14 protein-coding genes are annotated in these 14,480 nt (G+C 68.6%); 4 read left to right on the forward strand and 10 right to left on the reverse strand.

Translation table 11 applies throughout. The features are described 5' to 3' along the window. The first annotated feature begins 333 nt into the window (after nucleotides 1-333). Genes ACWCQM_RS15635 through ACWCQM_RS15645 form a run of 3 tightly spaced genes read left to right on the forward strand, consistent with a single transcriptional unit; the run spans nucleotide 334 to nucleotide 2,832 of the window. Nucleotides 334-1,233, forward strand: a complete 900-nt coding sequence (locus tag ACWCQM_RS15635; RefSeq protein ID WP_450915827.1) for an SDR family NAD(P)-dependent oxidoreductase — start codon at nucleotides 334-336, stop codon at nucleotides 1,231-1,233. Continuing rightward, nucleotides 1,230-1,985, forward strand: a complete 756-nt coding sequence (locus ACWCQM_RS15640; RefSeq protein ID WP_450915828.1) for an SDR family NAD(P)-dependent oxidoreductase — start codon at nucleotides 1,230-1,232, stop codon at nucleotides 1,983-1,985. Before ACWCQM_RS15635 ends, ACWCQM_RS15640 begins: the two co-directional genes overlap by 4 nt. Then, nucleotides 1,978-2,832 carry an SDR family oxidoreductase gene (locus tag ACWCQM_RS15645; protein WP_450915829.1) on the forward strand — a complete coding sequence of 285 codons (855 nt, stop codon included), beginning with the start codon at nucleotides 1,978-1,980 and terminating at the stop codon, nucleotides 2,830-2,832. The genes ACWCQM_RS15640 and ACWCQM_RS15645 overlap by 8 nt, the downstream gene beginning before the upstream one ends. A 439-nt stretch (nucleotides 2,833-3,271) precedes the next feature. Here the strand turns inward: ACWCQM_RS15645 and ACWCQM_RS15650 are convergent, their stop codons facing one another. From ACWCQM_RS15650 to ACWCQM_RS15690, 9 genes are all read right to left on the reverse strand, one after another. Further along, a complete protein-coding gene (locus ACWCQM_RS15650; RefSeq protein WP_450915830.1) occupies nucleotides 3,272-4,045 on the reverse strand; it encodes a maleate cis-trans isomerase family protein in 774 nt (257 codons plus the stop codon). A 156-nt stretch (nucleotides 4,046-4,201) separates the two neighbouring features. Continuing rightward, nucleotides 4,202-5,005, reverse strand: coding sequence for a GntR family transcriptional regulator (locus ACWCQM_RS15655; RefSeq protein ID WP_450915831.1), 804 nt, complete (start codon nucleotides 5,003-5,005; stop codon nucleotides 4,202-4,204). Further along, nucleotides 5,005-5,283: a hypothetical protein gene (locus tag ACWCQM_RS15660; protein ID WP_450915832.1), complete on the reverse strand. Its 279-nt coding sequence runs from the start codon at nucleotides 5,281-5,283 to the stop codon at nucleotides 5,005-5,007. The genes ACWCQM_RS15655 and ACWCQM_RS15660 overlap by 1 nt, the downstream gene beginning before the upstream one ends. Then, on the reverse strand, nucleotides 5,280-6,179 hold the full coding sequence (locus tag ACWCQM_RS15665) for a nitrilase-related carbon-nitrogen hydrolase (RefSeq protein WP_450915833.1): 900 nt from the start codon (nucleotides 6,177-6,179) through the stop codon (nucleotides 5,280-5,282). Before ACWCQM_RS15665 ends, ACWCQM_RS15660 begins: the two co-directional genes overlap by 4 nt. Continuing rightward, nucleotides 6,172-7,275 carry a DODA-type extradiol aromatic ring-opening family dioxygenase gene (locus tag ACWCQM_RS15670; protein WP_450915834.1) on the reverse strand — a complete coding sequence of 368 codons (1,104 nt, stop codon included), beginning with the start codon at nucleotides 7,273-7,275 and terminating at the stop codon, nucleotides 6,172-6,174. Before ACWCQM_RS15670 ends, ACWCQM_RS15665 begins: the two co-directional genes overlap by 8 nt. A 92-nt stretch (nucleotides 7,276-7,367) precedes the next feature. After that, the gene (locus ACWCQM_RS15675; protein ID WP_450915835.1) at nucleotides 7,368-8,375 is read right to left on the reverse strand and encodes a hypothetical protein; all 1,008 of its coding nucleotides are present in this window, start codon (nucleotides 8,373-8,375) and stop codon (nucleotides 7,368-7,370) included. 63 nt (nucleotides 8,376-8,438) lie between these two features. Then, entirely contained in the window at nucleotides 8,439-9,008 is a 570-nt protein-coding gene (locus ACWCQM_RS15680) for an SDR family oxidoreductase (RefSeq protein WP_450915836.1), read from the reverse strand. Nucleotides 9,009-9,199: 191 nt separating this feature from the next. Continuing rightward, nucleotides 9,200-9,529 carry a hypothetical protein gene (locus tag ACWCQM_RS15685; RefSeq protein ID WP_450915837.1) on the reverse strand — a complete coding sequence of 110 codons (330 nt, stop codon included), beginning with the start codon at nucleotides 9,527-9,529 and terminating at the stop codon, nucleotides 9,200-9,202. Nucleotides 9,530-10,195: 666 nt separating this feature from the next. Beyond that, entirely contained in the window at nucleotides 10,196-10,864 is a 669-nt protein-coding gene (locus ACWCQM_RS15690) for a hypothetical protein (protein WP_450915838.1), read from the reverse strand. Nucleotides 10,865-11,482: 618 nt separating this feature from the next. Between ACWCQM_RS15690 and ACWCQM_RS15695 the strand changes: the two genes are divergently transcribed. Continuing rightward, entirely contained in the window at nucleotides 11,483-12,586 is a 1,104-nt protein-coding gene (locus ACWCQM_RS15695) for an IS110 family transposase (protein WP_450915839.1), read from the forward strand. Nucleotides 12,587-12,869: 283 nt separating this feature from the next. Here the strand turns inward: ACWCQM_RS15695 and ACWCQM_RS15700 are convergent, their stop codons facing one another. Continuing rightward, a complete protein-coding gene (locus ACWCQM_RS15700; RefSeq protein WP_450915840.1) occupies nucleotides 12,870-13,223 on the reverse strand; it encodes a helix-turn-helix domain-containing protein in 354 nt (117 codons plus the stop codon). Nucleotides 13,224-14,480: the final 1,257 nt, after the last annotated feature.

A 14,480-nucleotide genomic window follows, 5' to 3' on the forward strand; every position in this document is an offset into this window, starting at 1 on the left:
CGACGTTTCCGTTCCGCTCCCCGGACCCCTGTGCGACCACCCAGGCATGGCCGGAGTCGAGGCCCGGAATGTTGGCGCTGGAAGGCGTGAAGGGCGGAGAAGTACTCCTGTGGTACGCCCGGCTCGGGAAGACCACCCGGGCCGGACAGGACCTTCTTGCCGACTGTGCATGTGAATGGTTCCCGACGCTATTGCCCAGCGACAGAGTGCATGCAAAAGTGTATTCATGATGTCCGGTTGCCGGAGCGACTACCGGACACGGGCTTGCGGCCGACCGGCCGCGCGGTGGCTGCCAGCACCTTCCGGCTGACGACGGCGAGGGCCACGTAGCGCATGTCCCCTCCCCTCGACGTCGTGGTCCGCCTTGGAACTACAGACAACTACTCAACGATGGAGGTCCCCATGGGAGCACTTGACGGGCAAGTGGTGGTGTTCACCGGTGCCGGAGCGGGCATCGGGCGCGCGGTCGTCACGCGGTTCGCGGCCGAAGGCGCGCGCGTCGTCGCCGTGGACATCACCAACACGGTGAAGGAGCTGGCTGACGAGCTCGGGGCTGCGGTCATCCCGGTGGTCGCGGATGCGCGGTCCTGGGAGGGCAATGTGCAAGCGGTCGCCGCAGCCACCGAGACCTGGGGCCGCGTCGACGTCTTCGTCGGCAACGCGGGCATCACCGACGCGGCCCGACCGCTGGAGGACATCGCCGGGCCCCAGCTCAAGGCTGGGTTCGATGAGCTTTTCGGGGTGAACGTGCTCGCTCCTCTGCTCGGCGTCCGGGCGGCTCTGGACGAGCTCATCCGCTCACGTGGCTCGGTGATCCTCACCGGCTCATTTGCGGGGGCCAATGCCGCCGGCGGCGGCGTCCTCTACACAGCGTCGAAGCACGCAGTGCAAGGTCTGGTGCGCCAGCTCGCCTACGAATTCGCTCCGGACGTGCGGGTGAACGGTGTCGCTCCGGGGGTGGCCCCGACCCGGTTGAAAGGAACCGCCGCACTCGGGCAGGCGGCCACCGACTCGGTGCTGGACGGCACCCGCGAGGCACTGCCCCTTCAGGAGATCCCGACCGTCGATGCCTACAGCGGGATCTTCACCCTGCTTGCTTCCCGTTCCGAGGCGACCGTGATGACGGGAACGATGGTCAGTGCGGACAGTGGGCTGTCCGTCCGCGGCATCGCCCGGCCGGGTGGCCGCGTCGGGCGCACCGACGCGGGAGCGCCCAGCGGTGAGAGCCGGTGACCACGCAGGACCTGTCCGGGCATGTCGCCGTGGTCACCGGTGCGCGGCGGGGAATCGGCGCGGCGATCGCGGCGGCTCTGCTCGAGCATGGTGCGACCGTGGTGATCGGTGGCCGCGACGAGGCTCTCCTCGCCCGGAAGGCCGAGGAGTTGGGCGAGCACGGTCGCGTGATTCCCTGCGCGGCGGATCTGCGCACCGCAGCGGGCCGGACACGGCTGTTGGAGGCGGCGGGCCGGGTGGACATTCTGGTCAACAACGCCGGCGGCTTCACCCGTGCCGCCACCACCCGCGACACGACGCCGGACGACTGGCGGCAGCAGCTCGAGATCAACCTGACCATCCCCTTCCTGCTGTGCCAGAGCGTGCTGCCGGGAATGATCGAACGAGGCTGGGGACGCATCCTCAACATCGGATCGGTGGTCGCCTCGGCCCCCCAACTCGGCAACGCCATCGGTTATGTGGCCGCCAAGTCCGGGCTGGTCGGTTTCACCCGGCAACTCGCCGCCGAGGTGGCAGGACTGGGCGTGACCGCCAATGTACTCAACCCCGGGACTGTGAAGACGGAGCACCTGGACGAGTACTTCGCCGCCTCGGACACCGTCTCGGAGTCAACGCTCAGCGCGGCCGTCCCGGTCGGCCGGCTGGGACGCCCTGACGAGATCGCCGCCATCGTCCCGTATCTGGTCTCCAACGCGAGCGGTTTCCTCACCGGATCCGTGATCGACATCAACGGAGGTGCGATCCATGCCTGATGTGACGCGAAGCGGCTCCCTGCCGTTGGCGGGAAAGGTGGCCCTGGTCACCGGAGGCGCGGCCGGCGTCGGCCGCGCCGTGGTGCAAGGATATGTCGAGGCTGGTGCGAAGGTCGCGGTGCTGGACCGCGACGCGGACCGCCTGGGCAAGCTGTGCACGGAAATGGGTCCGGACGTCCACGGCACGGTCGGCTCGGTGGAGAAGCTGGTCGACAATCAACGGGCTGTCAGCGAAGCGCTGGAGGCGTACGGCCGCCTCGACGTGTTCGTCGGCAACGCGGGCGTCGGAGCCGGCAACCTGCCGCTCGCCCAGGTGCCGGCCGAACACCTGGAAGCCGCGATCGACGAGATCTTCGCCATCAACGTCAAGGGGTATCTGCTCGGCGCCCGCGCCTCCTTGGCCTCATTGCTGCGGACGCGGGGCAGCATGCTCTTCTCCTGTTCCCTGGCCAGCTACCGAGCGGTCGACGACGGCGCGCTCTATGTTGCGACCAAGCACGCCGACCTCGGCATCGTGCGCCAACTGGCCTGGGAGTTCGCCCCGCATGTGCGGGTCAACGGCGTTGCCATCGGCGTGGCCCGCACCCGCATGGAAGGTCTGCAGTGCCTCGGCCAGCAGCCGATCGACGCGGTCCTGCCGGGGGCCGAGCACGTGATTCCCCAGGGATTCATCCCAGAACCGGAGGACTACGCCGGCGCGTTCGTCTTCCTCGCCTCGGATGCCGCCCGGGTCGCCACCGGCGAGTGTCTGTGGGCCGACAGCGGGTTCGGCGTGCGCGGCATCGGCAGCCCGGCCGGGGGAAGAAACCTCAGCGCCGATGCGGTGGAGGTCCGAACACGGTCGTGAGATCGTCCGCTCCCTGACCACCAACGCCTTCCGAGCTGCCCGGTCTCCTGATCTGCCGGGCAGCTCTGCGGCATGCCCGCATATCGACGGTCGTCAGGGACTCCGGCAGCCGCAGTTCCTGGTGGCGGGTGGCGGGCCCAGCGGAAAGACGAGGGCCCGGGGAACACCCCGCTCACGGAACAGTAGCTGGGGCCGTTGACGGCGACGGCGACCCGTCTTGTCGTCGAAAACCGGGCGCTCGCAGGCGCGTGCCGCGCGGGGGAGTCTTCATCTTCACGCCGCTCCGGGGTACGGGGGACCCGCCAACCGGCAGCATGCTTCGTCCGAGGAGTCCGGCTCCCGGGCACCGCAGGAAACATCGCTCGGGTCGGATGCCATGGCGTGATCGCCTCGGCCGGGAACCGTATGGGCGAAGCGATCACGCCATAGGACGTGGAGGTCAGGGGGCGAGCAGCGCGCCGGCGTTCGGGACGACCGGTTCGAGGTGCAGGGCACGCAGGGTGCGCCAGACGGTGGCGGCGGATGCTGTGATGACGGGGATGTCGAAGGCGTCCTGGACTGCCTGGAGCGCTGGCAGCGACGGCATCTGGACGCAGGCGGAGAGGATCAGCGCGTCCGCGCCCTTGGTGTCGACGCGCTTGGCCAGCTCGGTCAGCCGGGACGGGTCGAGGCGGCCGACTTCGAGGTTGTCGGGGACCTCCAGACTCAGGGAGTCCAGGACCTCCGTGCCCTCCGCCTGCAGGTAGTCGCAGACCATGCCGGTCAGCGGCTTCATATAGGGGGTGATGACGGAGATCTTCTTGGCGCCCAAGTGGTCGAGGGCCTCGGAGAGCGCGCCGGCGGAGGAGAGCACGGCGGGGGCCTTGCGGTCGCCGACCGCCGCGGCCGCGGCCGCGGCGAGCCGCTTCTCGCTCTCCCGGTGGTAGCCCTCGCCCTGAGCCATGATCGCGACCAGGCAGGCATAGGCCATCACGTCGACGTCGGCGTCGGAGAGCTCGACGGCGCAGCGATCCGAGGCGGCGTCCATGGCGGCGAGTTGGTCGGGGGTGACCTTCTGCATCCGCATGCGGGCCGAGTGGAAGGTGAAACGTTCGGGGCGGATCGACTCGCGGGCGCGGAGCATCGCGGGGATCTCCGTCTCCATAGTGGTGTTGGAACTCGGGACGATCAGGCCGATGCGGTACGGGGCGGTCACGGGACTGGCGGCATTCATGGGAATTTGTCCTGTCATGCGAGGTGGCTGGGGGCCTTGAGGGCAGGCCGGTGAAACGCCTGGCGGGCGTACGGCGGGGCGTCGCCGGCCGGCGTGAGCAGTGCGGAAGTCGGTGCCGGGACACCGCCCCGGGGCGGGGCGTGCCCCAGGCGGCTGTCAGGCTTCGGTGAGGTGTTCGAGGTTCTCGGTGCGGGTTGTCGGCATCGCGACGGCACCGGGACGCAGCCAGTTGAGCCGGACCGGGCGGTGCACCGAGCCGTCCTCCTTGTGCTCGAGCCGCAGGCCCAGGCCGCGGGACGCGGTGATGAGCGAGTCGAAGCAGTAGTCCGGGTCCAGGTCGAGCGCCATGCCCAACGCGGCGTCGATCAGGTGCAGTTCGAGGAACTGGCGGGCCCGCTCGCCCTCGCGGTCGCGAACGGCCTCCAGGAACTGCCGGTCGACCCGGGTGAAGTCGGCCGGCACCGCGGGCCGGGACATGTGCAGCCGCTGGTGCCGGAAGATCCGGGAGTGCTGCTGCATGGTCAGGTCGGCGAGCAGCGGTGGGTAGCGGTCGAGCAGGAAACGGTGGAAGCGCAGGTGCGCCTCCTGGAAGTCACGGGTACGCCGGACCGTGGCCTCCATCCGCTCGAGCGCCTCCGTCATCTCCGCGATCTCCTCCTCGCCGATGTCGTCCACCAGGGCGGCGACCAGCGGCGGCTCGAGAAGGAGCCGGGCGGCGTAGGACTGCTCGGCCTGCTCGTGCGTGGCCGGGCTGACCTCCATGCCGCGGTTGGCGTGGGAGGTCACCAAGCCTTCGGCCTCGAGGCGGTGCAGCGCCTCGCGCAAGGGGGTGCGGCTGGTGTTCAGCTCGTCGGCGAGGGCTTGCTGCGAGAGCCGTATGCCGGGAGCGTAGGTGCCGTCGAGAATGCGGTCGCGCAGGCCGGTGTAGATCTCCTCGACGGTGCGTCCCGAACGCGCCATCAGACGTCGCCCTCCTGGTAGGCGCCCAGGCGGCGGGCGAAGAGCTCGCTGAACTTCGCGGGGTCCTGGGCAGCGACGATCTCCAGTTGCATGGCGTCGAGGAGGATCCGGTGCCCCTGCTTGGGCACCACGATCTCCAGACGCTCGCCCTGACGGGTGTAGACCTTGCGGAGCCGCACACCGGTGAACTCGTTGCCGATCCCGATCCACTCGTCGGTCCGGACGATGCCGTCCGCGTCCGGACCGGTGCTCGCGGTGGTGACGGGGCGGTCGATCATGACAGAGACTCCTCGTGGTGCGAAGCGGTTACCCGTGACGGCACGCGCGCGTAGGCGTCCGGGCGCACCTGGTCGAGGACGGGCAGCGTGGCACGGGCCCGCGCCACCCGGGCCGCGTCCAGCTCGACGACCCGGCAGGCGTACGGCGCCTCGCCGAGGTCGGCGAGGACCTCGCCCCACGGGGCGACGGCCAGGGAATGTCCGTACGTTGCAAAGGCGTCCGCACCCGGCACGTCACCGTGGACGGTTGCGGAGGCGACGACGAACGCGCCGTTCTCGATCGCCCGGGCCCGCAGCAGAACCTCCCAGTGGGCGGTGCCGGTGGTGCGGGTGAACGCGGCCGGGACGAGGAGTACCTCGGCGCCCGCCCGGGCGAGACCGCGGTACATCTCGGGGAAGCGCACGTCGTAGCAGATGGTGACACCCACGGTGACGCCCTTCACCTCCACCAGCAGCGATCGGTCTCCGGCCTGCTCCACGCCGGACGCCTCGAAGGACACTCCGTCGACCCGTGCGTCGAACAGATGGACCTTGTCATAGGTGCCAACGATCGTACCGTCGGTGCCGATCACCAGAGCCGTGTTCGTGATCCTGCCTTCGCCCTGGTCCTGGCGGCGGAGTTTCAGCCCGCCCAGCACGAGTACGGTACCGGTCTCGCGGGCGGCGGCCCGCAGGGAGGCGATCTCCGGGGAGTCGAGCGTGAAGGCGGCCTGTCGCATCTCGGTGTTGGAGCCGAGCATCAGGCCGTTCTCGGGGAGCAGCACGAGATCGGCGCCGGCGGTCGCGCAGTCGCGGACCGCGTCGAGGGCGAGGGCGGTGTTGCGGGTGACGTCACGTGTGGCGTGCCACTGGGTGAGGCCCACCCGCAGCAGGGGAAGGGAGGGTGTCTCAGGCATCGGCACTCTCCGGAAGCATCATGTTGACGACGGCCCAGCCGCCTCCGGAGGCGTCCATCGGCTCGTATGCGTAGACGTTGCCGCGGACGCCCGGGCCGATCATGCCCAGCATGATGAGCCAGTTGGGGAACTCGTACTGCCCGTGGTCGAGCAGGGCGTACGGCTCCAGGTTGGCGATGTCGGTGCCGCGGCCGGCCTTGAGCATCTCCAGCAGATAGGTGTCGAAGTCGACATCCGCCTTGCCGAACTTCCCCGGATCGAGCCAGTGCGAGAGACCGCCGGTGGCGAGTATCGCGACCCTCAGGTCACGGCTCTCGACCACCCCGCGCAGCACCTCGCCGAAGACCCGGGCGCCGAACGGCGAGAAGGCGCGGGCGGGCTGGGTGATGATCGGGATCACCGGCAGGTCGGGACGCGGCAGCAGCAGCCGCAGCGGCATGATCTCGCCGTGGTCGAGCGGGAACTCGGAGCTCTCCTCGACCTCCAGGCCCTCGGCACGTACAGCGTTGACCATGGCGAGCGCCAGATCGGGATGCCCCTTGACCGTCAGGTCGAGGTCGGGACGCTTGAAGAATTCCAGGCAACCGGTGTAGCCCGAACCGGTGCCGATGACGTACGCGCCTGTCCGGAAGGACTGGAAGTGGCAGTCGGCGGTGATCAGCAGGACGTCCGGGTCGGCGACGGCGAGGTCCGCCTTGAGCCGCTCGTAGCCGGACATCAGGCGGGCCACGGCATCCTCCGGGTCGATCCCGGGGCGGGCGATCAGATCCGGCACGTGGGAGCAGCCCGCCGCGAACACCAGGTTGGCCGGCACCTCCGGCTCGGGCAACGGCGAGGTGGTGTCGACGTGGAAGGCGCCCTTGCTGGTGGAGTCGCCCAGGTCGTCGGCGAACCAGCGGCTCACCAGGATGGTGATCGCGTCTCCCAGGCCGGCCGAGCGCAGCCGGTCGCGGTCGCCGCGGGCGATGACATCGGACCACTCGGCATCGAGACCGAGCCGCTCGCCGACCGGGGCAGGGTCGGTGCGGAAGGCGGTGAGCAGGTCCTGGTCCTTGGCGAGGGCGAGGATCGCCTGCTCCAGAGTGTTGCTGTCCACGAGGGCTCCAGGGAAGGGCGGAGGTACGGGGGTGGGTCGGCCCGGGGGCCGGGCCGTGAGGGTCGAGGTCCGGCCCCCTGACGCGTGAGGGATCAGACGAGCTTGCCGTCGCGGACGACCGCGTCGCCGTCGATCTCGACAGTGCAGCCGCGCATCGGGATGTCCAGGTGCGCCGGGGTCTCGCGGTCGGCGAACCGGTTCGGGCCGGTCGACCACATGAAGTTGCCGGCCGTGGAACGCAGTTCCTGTCCGTACAGGCTGCGCGGGTCGTAGACGTCGAAGGCGGACCAGCGGGCCTGGGGCAGCAGGCCCCAGCCCATGTGCGAAACGGCGTAGACCTCGCCGTCCTCCCACGCCTCGAAGTAGTCCCGCAGCAGGTGGGCGTCGGCGCCGGAGCCCTCGACCCGGGTGATGAAACCCTTCTCGATCTTGATGGCGACCTCGTCGCGGACGTAGCGCTGCCACGGGATCAGGGCGTCGCCGGGCTGAAGGACGATCAGGCCCTCGGCGGTGCGGTCGTGCGGGAAGCAGGCGACGAAGCCGCTCGGCCAGTGGTCCCAGCGGTGCTCCTGGTCGACGTATCCCCACTGGTGGGTGATCGGCAGGTCCTCGCCGGCGATGCCGGCGGTCAGGTCGGTGCCAGCCGCGCTGGTGACGTGCAGGGTGGAACCGGCGCGCAGCTTGTCGCCGCCCTTCTCCACCTCGGTGCGCAGGCCGTCGTCGCCCATCAGGCGCTCGAGGACGTCGGCGGGCTCGGCGACGAACAGCATCCGCTTCCCGTTGCCGGTGATCCGGGTGCGCACGTCGGAGTGGATCAGACCGCCGACGGTGACGTCGACGACCAGGTCGCACTCGGCGGCCGCGGCGAGCAGTGCCGGGACCTCGCGGCCGTCCGCCGCGTAGGGAGGGAGCATCGGGTTCGAGAGGCTGGAGGCGGTCAGGACCAGCGCGGAGGCGCCGAGGTCGCGGGCCGCGGCCACGGCGGCCTCCACGTACTCGCTCTTCTGTCCCAGCTCGGAGATGACGGCGACCTGCTCTTCCGGCTTGACCGAGCAGAGTTTGAGCTGCTCGACGAAGAGCTCACGAAGGGTGCGGGGCATGGCATGTCCTTCCGTATGACGGGCTGTGCGATGGGTGGGGTCGGGTCGGGTTCCGCGCGTCGGCTACGGCAACGAGCGGATCGCGCCGCCGTCGACGGCGAGCGAGGCGCCGGTGGTGAAGGAGGACCGCGACGAGGCGAGGAAGACCACGGTGTCCGCGATCTCCTCGGCCGCGGCCCAGCGGCCCATCGGGATGTCGCCCACGACCTTCGCGACTTCCTCCTCCTCGGTGGTGCCGTTGGCCGCGGCCTTGCTGGTGGTGATGTCCCGCATCCGGTCGGTGCCGGTGGCGCCCGGCATCACCTGGACCACCCGCACGCCGAGCGGTGCGACCTCCGCCGCCAGACTCTTGGCCATGGCGGCGATCGCGGCGCGGAAGGAGGCCGACAGCACCCCGCCGGGCGCCGGCTGGCGGACCCAGGTCGAGGTGAGGAACACGATGCAGCCGCCGCCCTGTTCGGCCATCCGCCGCGCGCCGGTCCGGGCGAGCTGCACGGCCGGCCGCAGCAGCAGTTCATAGCCGCGCAGCCATCCTTCGTCCGTGGACTCGAGGAACGGGCCGAGCTTGGGGCCAGGCTTGTGTCCCCGGTTCCCGTCAACCCGTCGGAGCTGGATTTTTCCTCCTCGAAACACGTGCCTGACCTGCAGCAACGGGAAGTCGGGGCCCGTTTCGGGGCATGACTCCGCACCGCCCGGGGTGAAGCCCCGGACGGTGCGGATCGGGGGCGCCTACGCCCCTGTGCGCGGGGCGCCGAATCGCCCGCCCGGGCAAGCGATACCCCGGATCGCCGGGCCGCTGCCTGCAGCGATCACCGTTCCGCTCCTCACGCCGGAGCCACCCGCGAGGCCGGCAGGGTGAAGACGCCGTCGTCGGAGTCCGCCTCCGGCGTCTCCTGGAGCGGCAGCGCCTCCCAGGTCCCGTCCAGGGCGGACTCGGCCATGCCCGCCGTCTCATCCGTCCAGAGATCACCCGTCCAGGTCGCGACATCGGCAACCACGGGAAGGGTCGCCTCTCCCGGATGGCCGGAGAGCGCCTGTTCGGTGATGTCCACGGCGGCGACGCGGGCGCCCTCGGCGGGGTAACGCCGCACGACCGAGCCCTGATGTCGGACCCTGCACCGGTCAGGACCGTGGTCCGTCCGTCCAACAGCCATGCCGAACTCCTGAGCGCGGTGAACAAGGGGAGAGTGTGGATGCACTTTTGCATGCACTTGCCTGTCGGGCAATCCCCGGGTGGCAACTTCATGACCGAGTGGCACCAGCGCTGCCACGGGCCCGGCGTGATGCCGTGCGGAGGCCGCCGGAGGCCCTCACCCCGCCCATCGCCCTCACCACCACGGTGCAGCACGAGCTCGACTCGCTCGACCACCACAGCCGCCTGCTGGCCCACCTCGACGACGCTCGTCACCCACACTTTCCGGCCCTGGCGGTAGGACTGCGAGTGACAGATGAGAGGGTGTTCCGGGTGACCGAAACACCACCGAACACCATGCAATACCGCTTTGACGGGCCAGAAGACGCTCCGGTCCTGGTGATCGGGCCGTCTCTGGGTACCACTTGGCACAGGTTGTAGAGACCGTCTATGGGCGTCCACGCCAGTCCATGGTGTTTGCGTTTTAGCAGGTCAGCGCCTCGTGGTCCGGTGGCGTCGGCGTAGTTGGTGACAGACGTGTGACAGGACCGGTGATAGACCAAGGCCCCGCCGGGAGGCATCCTTACGGGCCTCTGCCCGAAGCCGTGAGGCGATGCTTCACCGGAGCGCTCCGGTGAAGCATCGCCGTGACGTTGACTGTGCGTGCACACGTGACGCGTTCGGCTCGTCAGGCAGATTGTCTTCCACCGCTGTTCTCGGGGACGCTGCATTTGCGATCGCAGGCTGTATGCCGGGTGCCCGTGGCTGAGTCACGTAGTGGCCGCCGTCGATGTCCGGCATCTGGGGTGGCGTGTTCAGTGGATCGAGGCGGTCGACGGTGGCTACTGCCCGGGTGATCCATGCCTCGGCTTCGGTTCTGGTCTGGCCTGGCCTGGCCCGGGGGCAGGGTCTCGACCTGTGTGCGTGCGGCGCTCACGTATTCGGCCAGTCGGGTCGCGTGGCACCATGCCGCTTCCTGCGCTTCGAAGTGCCTGACACGGCACGCCTTGGCGTATTGGACGCGCGCCTCACCGTGGCTGCTTCCCAGCGGATGCGCTTTTGGGTGCGCTGCCTCGAGTTCGTCCAGGCGCCGGCGTTCGGCGGCTTCACCGCGGCGTGTGACCTCTGGGGCGATCTCGGCGAGTTGGTCTTCGAGGAGGCGGCCGGGGGTGGGCCGGCTCCAGTGGGCCGACAGGCCGTCCCAGACCAGCACCACTCGCTCGCCGCGGTAGAACACCTTCATCTGCTCCAGAACCTCGACGAATTCGGCGGTGTCGTAGTTGCCGTGCTGGAGGTGGAAGCACAGACAGGCCCCATGATCGGGGTCGGTGGAGTGGAAGCCCATGGCCCCGGCCATCAAGGCACCTCGGCTGTGAGACCCAGTTCTGCAACGCCAGCCCCAGCGCCGCCCTACGTCGGGCCGCAGCTCAGACCGACGCGCGGCTCGTCCCCAACTGGATTACTCATAACGACACGTTTTACCTCGTTGGCCGGGCTCAGTGGTTGCTGATCCGCGACGTCACTTGGCCTGGGACCGACAATGCAGCCGACCTTTCTCTCGTCGGTGGATTCCGTTTCCTCGCCGACTGGCGCAGCCGCGCAGGAGGCATGCGAGATGCGCCACTGCTGTGTGGCCGGCGGGCCAGACCGTCGCGGAAGAGCGCCGGTCGGAAGTAGCGTTGAGTATGCCCTCGCTCGTTCTGCTGGGAATTCTAAGCGGGACGTGTAGGTGAGGCTTGTCGCTGGGAAGCATGTCAGTGAACACCGTCGCAGCGCCGAAGGCTGGCTCTTGAGATTTTTGGACGGAAGTGTCTTGACTATCCTGTGTCGCTTTCGCGTTGTGGCAGTGGGCTCGACCGTCGACTCGAACAAGCGTGTCTGGAGCTCTGGCTTGCGTGGTGTGCCTGCACATTCTCACCTATGACCGCTTGGTCGAGTCGGTGTCGCTTGCTGGCACTGTGTCTCACGGAGGGGGATGAGGATCATTTCACCGGGATCTGCCCTTGAATTGTCGGGAGATGAGGTTGTGCTGGGGGTGGACACGCACCGAGACTTTCACGTTGCGGCGGTGCTCTCGGCGAATGGGAGACTTCTGGGTATCGAGCGATTCTCGGCTACCGCGAGCGGCTATGGGTTACTTGTGCGATGGGCACTCCAGTTTGGTGTTGTTCGACGTGCTGGTGTGGAGTCTTCAGGCAGTTACGGTGCCGCCCTGTCCCGGTATCTGTTGTCGCAGGGGATCGAGGCCATGGAGGCGCCGGGGCCTGGGCGTGCGGCCCGGCGCCGGAGAAGCAAGTCGGACCAGGGCGATGCGGAGGCTGCTGCGTGCGCCGTGCTCAGTGGGCGTGCGCATGCGGCGGTGAAGGCGGGGAGTGGCCCCGCGGAGATCGCACGTATCTACATCGTGGCCAGGGACTCTGCAGTGAAGGCCCAGAGGCAGGCGGTGAATCAGATGAAGGCCCTTCTGATCACTGCGGACCCGGGCCTGCGTGAGGAGCTGGCAGGTCTGCCTCGTCGTGCGCTTGTGACTGCCTGCCTGCAGCTCAGGGAAGAGGGCGAAGGGAAAGACCCTTTGGCGCGGGCGACGCGGTTCACGCTGAGCGTGCTGGCGGAGCGTATCGCGCATCTCAGGTTGCAGGCGGGCGTGCTGGAGAAGCAGCTGTCGACTCTGATCAGTTGTCACTACCCCCGTCTGCTTGACGCGGTGGGGATCGGGCCGCACAGTGCCGCAGTCCTGCTGACGGCGATGGGCGACAACGCTGATCGTCTGCGATGTGAGGCGTCGTTCGCCGCCCTGTGCGGGGCGAGTCCGGTGGAGTACTCATCTGGCAACAGGCAGCATCGCCGGCTAAACCGAGGCGGAAACCGGCAAGCGAACGCAGCGTTACATCGCATTGTGCTGACACGGCTGCGCTGGGATGAGCGGACTCAAACGTATTACGAAAAGCGCCTGTCGGAGGGCAAGACGAGACGAGAGACTATCCGTTGCCTGAAGCGCTACGTGGCCCGCGAGGTCTACCGGTTGATCCTGGACGAAAGCCGACATCCGAGCCCCGCGACACCTCCCGGACAGCTTTGACCTGTCGGGCTGCGCTGCCCGAACTCGACCGCCGCCACGTGTTCCACAGGCTCTCCCGCAGCTGCACCCGGGCGAGCAGCAGCTGCAGCGTACAGGGCGATGTCAGGCTTCTGGGCGGCTCAGACACATGACGGATCACGACAGGATTCTGCATCATTTGTCCGTCGCATTGCGTGTTCATCCATGGCCAGATCCCCAGCTTCGCCGGGCTGTAGTGCGGGGGGCCGTTCCGGGAGGAACGGCGCATCGATTCGGTAGCAGGCCGCTTGGTTCTGCAACGCCCTCAGGGTGTCGGGAGGCGTCCGATGTGGGCATTGTTGTACTCCGGATCTCCGCTTTCGAGTACACGGAGCAGGGACGCCGTCACGACCCGTGTCTTGCGGCCGATGCACAGCACACGGCATGGAAACTGTCCACTGCGGATCAGGTCGTATCCCTTTGCTCGTGAGAAGCCGAGCGCCCTCGAAGCCTCCTCCACGCTCCCCGTTCCATCCCAGGTGGCGCGGATGTGATGTGGGCTGTAGCGAGGGCCCAGCGTCTCGTCGATCTCTGTGTGCATCCCGGTCCTTTCTATTGGCAGCGGGTCACCCAGGGCCGACGCAGGTCGCACGGCCCAGGTGCCAATACTCCGCGCCATCGCCGGTTTGGCTAACCGGCGATCCGGGGCTATGTTGCCTCGCCTCCTGCACCCTCGTCTGCCATTCAGGGGCGTGGAACGCCTTCGCCGCCCCGCACGTCGCCGGCCCAGTTGTCGTCTGCGTGCGCTTCACCGGCCGCTCCACCTCGGTGGCAAGGTTTTAGGCGGTGGGTTGATCACCAGGCCGTTCAGGTTCACCTCCACTCGCGCTGAGAGCACGCAGGGCGCTGGTCTTTGGTCATCCCTCTGGGCGGCTCACCTACTATCGGGTCGCGCACCCGCATGATTCACCTCCGCTCGCGCGGAGAGGACGCGCCGGCCACGTACGCGAGGACATCCAACAGCGGTTCACCTCCGCTCGCGCGGAGAGGACGAGCTGGACCTCTCACCCTGGACTCGTGGGACGGTTCACCTCCGCTCGCGCAGAGAGGACGACCGTGTCCTGGGCGTCCGACCAGACGACGGCGGTTCACCTCCGCTCGCGCGGAGAGGACCGCGCCCAGTCCCGGTGGCGCATGGTGCGCGACGGTTCACCTCCGCTCGCGCGGAGAGGACAGCCGGTCCAACTTCGATGGCGAACGATCTAACGGCTCACCTCCGCTCGCGCAAAGAGGACTCGTCCGGCACCTCGCACGGCACGACGTCGTACGGCTCACCTCCGCTCGCGCAGAGAGGACACTGACGTCTTCACCATGCTGGTGGTCAACGGCGGTTTACCTCCGCTGGCGCGGAGAGGACCACATCCTCTCCCACCGTCCCGTGGCCAGGCTCGGTTCACCTCCGCTTGCGCGGAGAAAACATATAAATCATTCCATCCGGAGTAAACCGGATCGGCTTACCTCCGTTTGCGCGGAGAGGACGCCACCCACACCTGCCCCAACTGCGGGCACACCGGCTCACCTCCGCTCGCGCGGAGAGGGCATGGCGGCGCTGATGCCACGCGCGGCCAGGGCCGGCTCACCTCCGCTCGCGCGGAAAGGATTCAACTCTCTCCCGTCGGCGCTGCTCGGCCAGCGGTTTACCTCCGCTCGCACGGAGAGGACCAACGTCACCCGTCCTCCGCACCGGGGCATCGGCGGTTCACTTTCGCTCGCGTGGAGAGGACGGGGCACCAGCAGCGTCCGGTGGGAGTCGTACGGTTCACCTCCGCTTGCGCGGAGAGGACATCGGCCGCTACCTGCGCGACGCCCACTACATCGGTTCACCTCCGCTCGCGTGGAGAGGACCTGAGCGCTTCCAGTGCCGCACCGTGGCCAA

Source organism: Streptomyces sp. NPDC002125, assembly GCF_053593715.1.

What these genes read in the sequence shown, in the direction of transcription:
- ACWCQM_RS15665 (WP_450915833.1), bottom strand. Translation starts at nt 6,179, where the DNA reads ATGCCTGAGACACCCTCCCTTCCCCTGCTGCGGGTGGGCCTCACCCAG.
- ACWCQM_RS15685 (WP_450915837.1), bottom strand. Translation starts at nt 9,529, where the DNA reads ATGGCTGTTGGACGGACGGACCACGGTCCTGACCGGTGCAGGGTCCGA.
- ACWCQM_RS15655 (WP_450915831.1), bottom strand. Translation starts at nt 5,005, where the DNA reads ATGGCGCGTTCGGGACGCACCGTCGAGGAGATCTACACCGGCCTGCGC.
- ACWCQM_RS15650 (WP_450915830.1), bottom strand. Translation starts at nt 4,045, where the DNA reads ATGAATGCCGCCAGTCCCGTGACCGCCCCGTACCGCATCGGCCTGATC.
- ACWCQM_RS15675 (WP_450915835.1), bottom strand. Translation starts at nt 8,375, where the DNA reads ATGCCCCGCACCCTTCGTGAGCTCTTCGTCGAGCAGCTCAAACTCTGC.
- ACWCQM_RS15645 (WP_450915829.1), top strand. Translation starts at nt 1,978, where the DNA reads ATGCCTGATGTGACGCGAAGCGGCTCCCTGCCGTTGGCGGGAAAGGTG.
- ACWCQM_RS15635 (WP_450915827.1), top strand. Translation starts at nt 334, where the DNA reads ATGTCCCCTCCCCTCGACGTCGTGGTCCGCCTTGGAACTACAGACAAC.
- ACWCQM_RS15690 (WP_450915838.1), bottom strand. Translation starts at nt 10,864, where the DNA reads ATGGCCGGGGCCATGGGCTTCCACTCCACCGACCCCGATCATGGGGCC.
- ACWCQM_RS15700 (WP_450915840.1), bottom strand. Translation starts at nt 13,223, where the DNA reads ATGGCGCGGAGTATTGGCACCTGGGCCGTGCGACCTGCGTCGGCCCTG.
- ACWCQM_RS15660 (WP_450915832.1), bottom strand. Translation starts at nt 5,283, where the DNA reads ATGATCGACCGCCCCGTCACCACCGCGAGCACCGGTCCGGACGCGGAC.
- ACWCQM_RS15695 (WP_450915839.1), top strand. Translation starts at nt 11,483, where the DNA reads ATGAGGATCATTTCACCGGGATCTGCCCTTGAATTGTCGGGAGATGAG.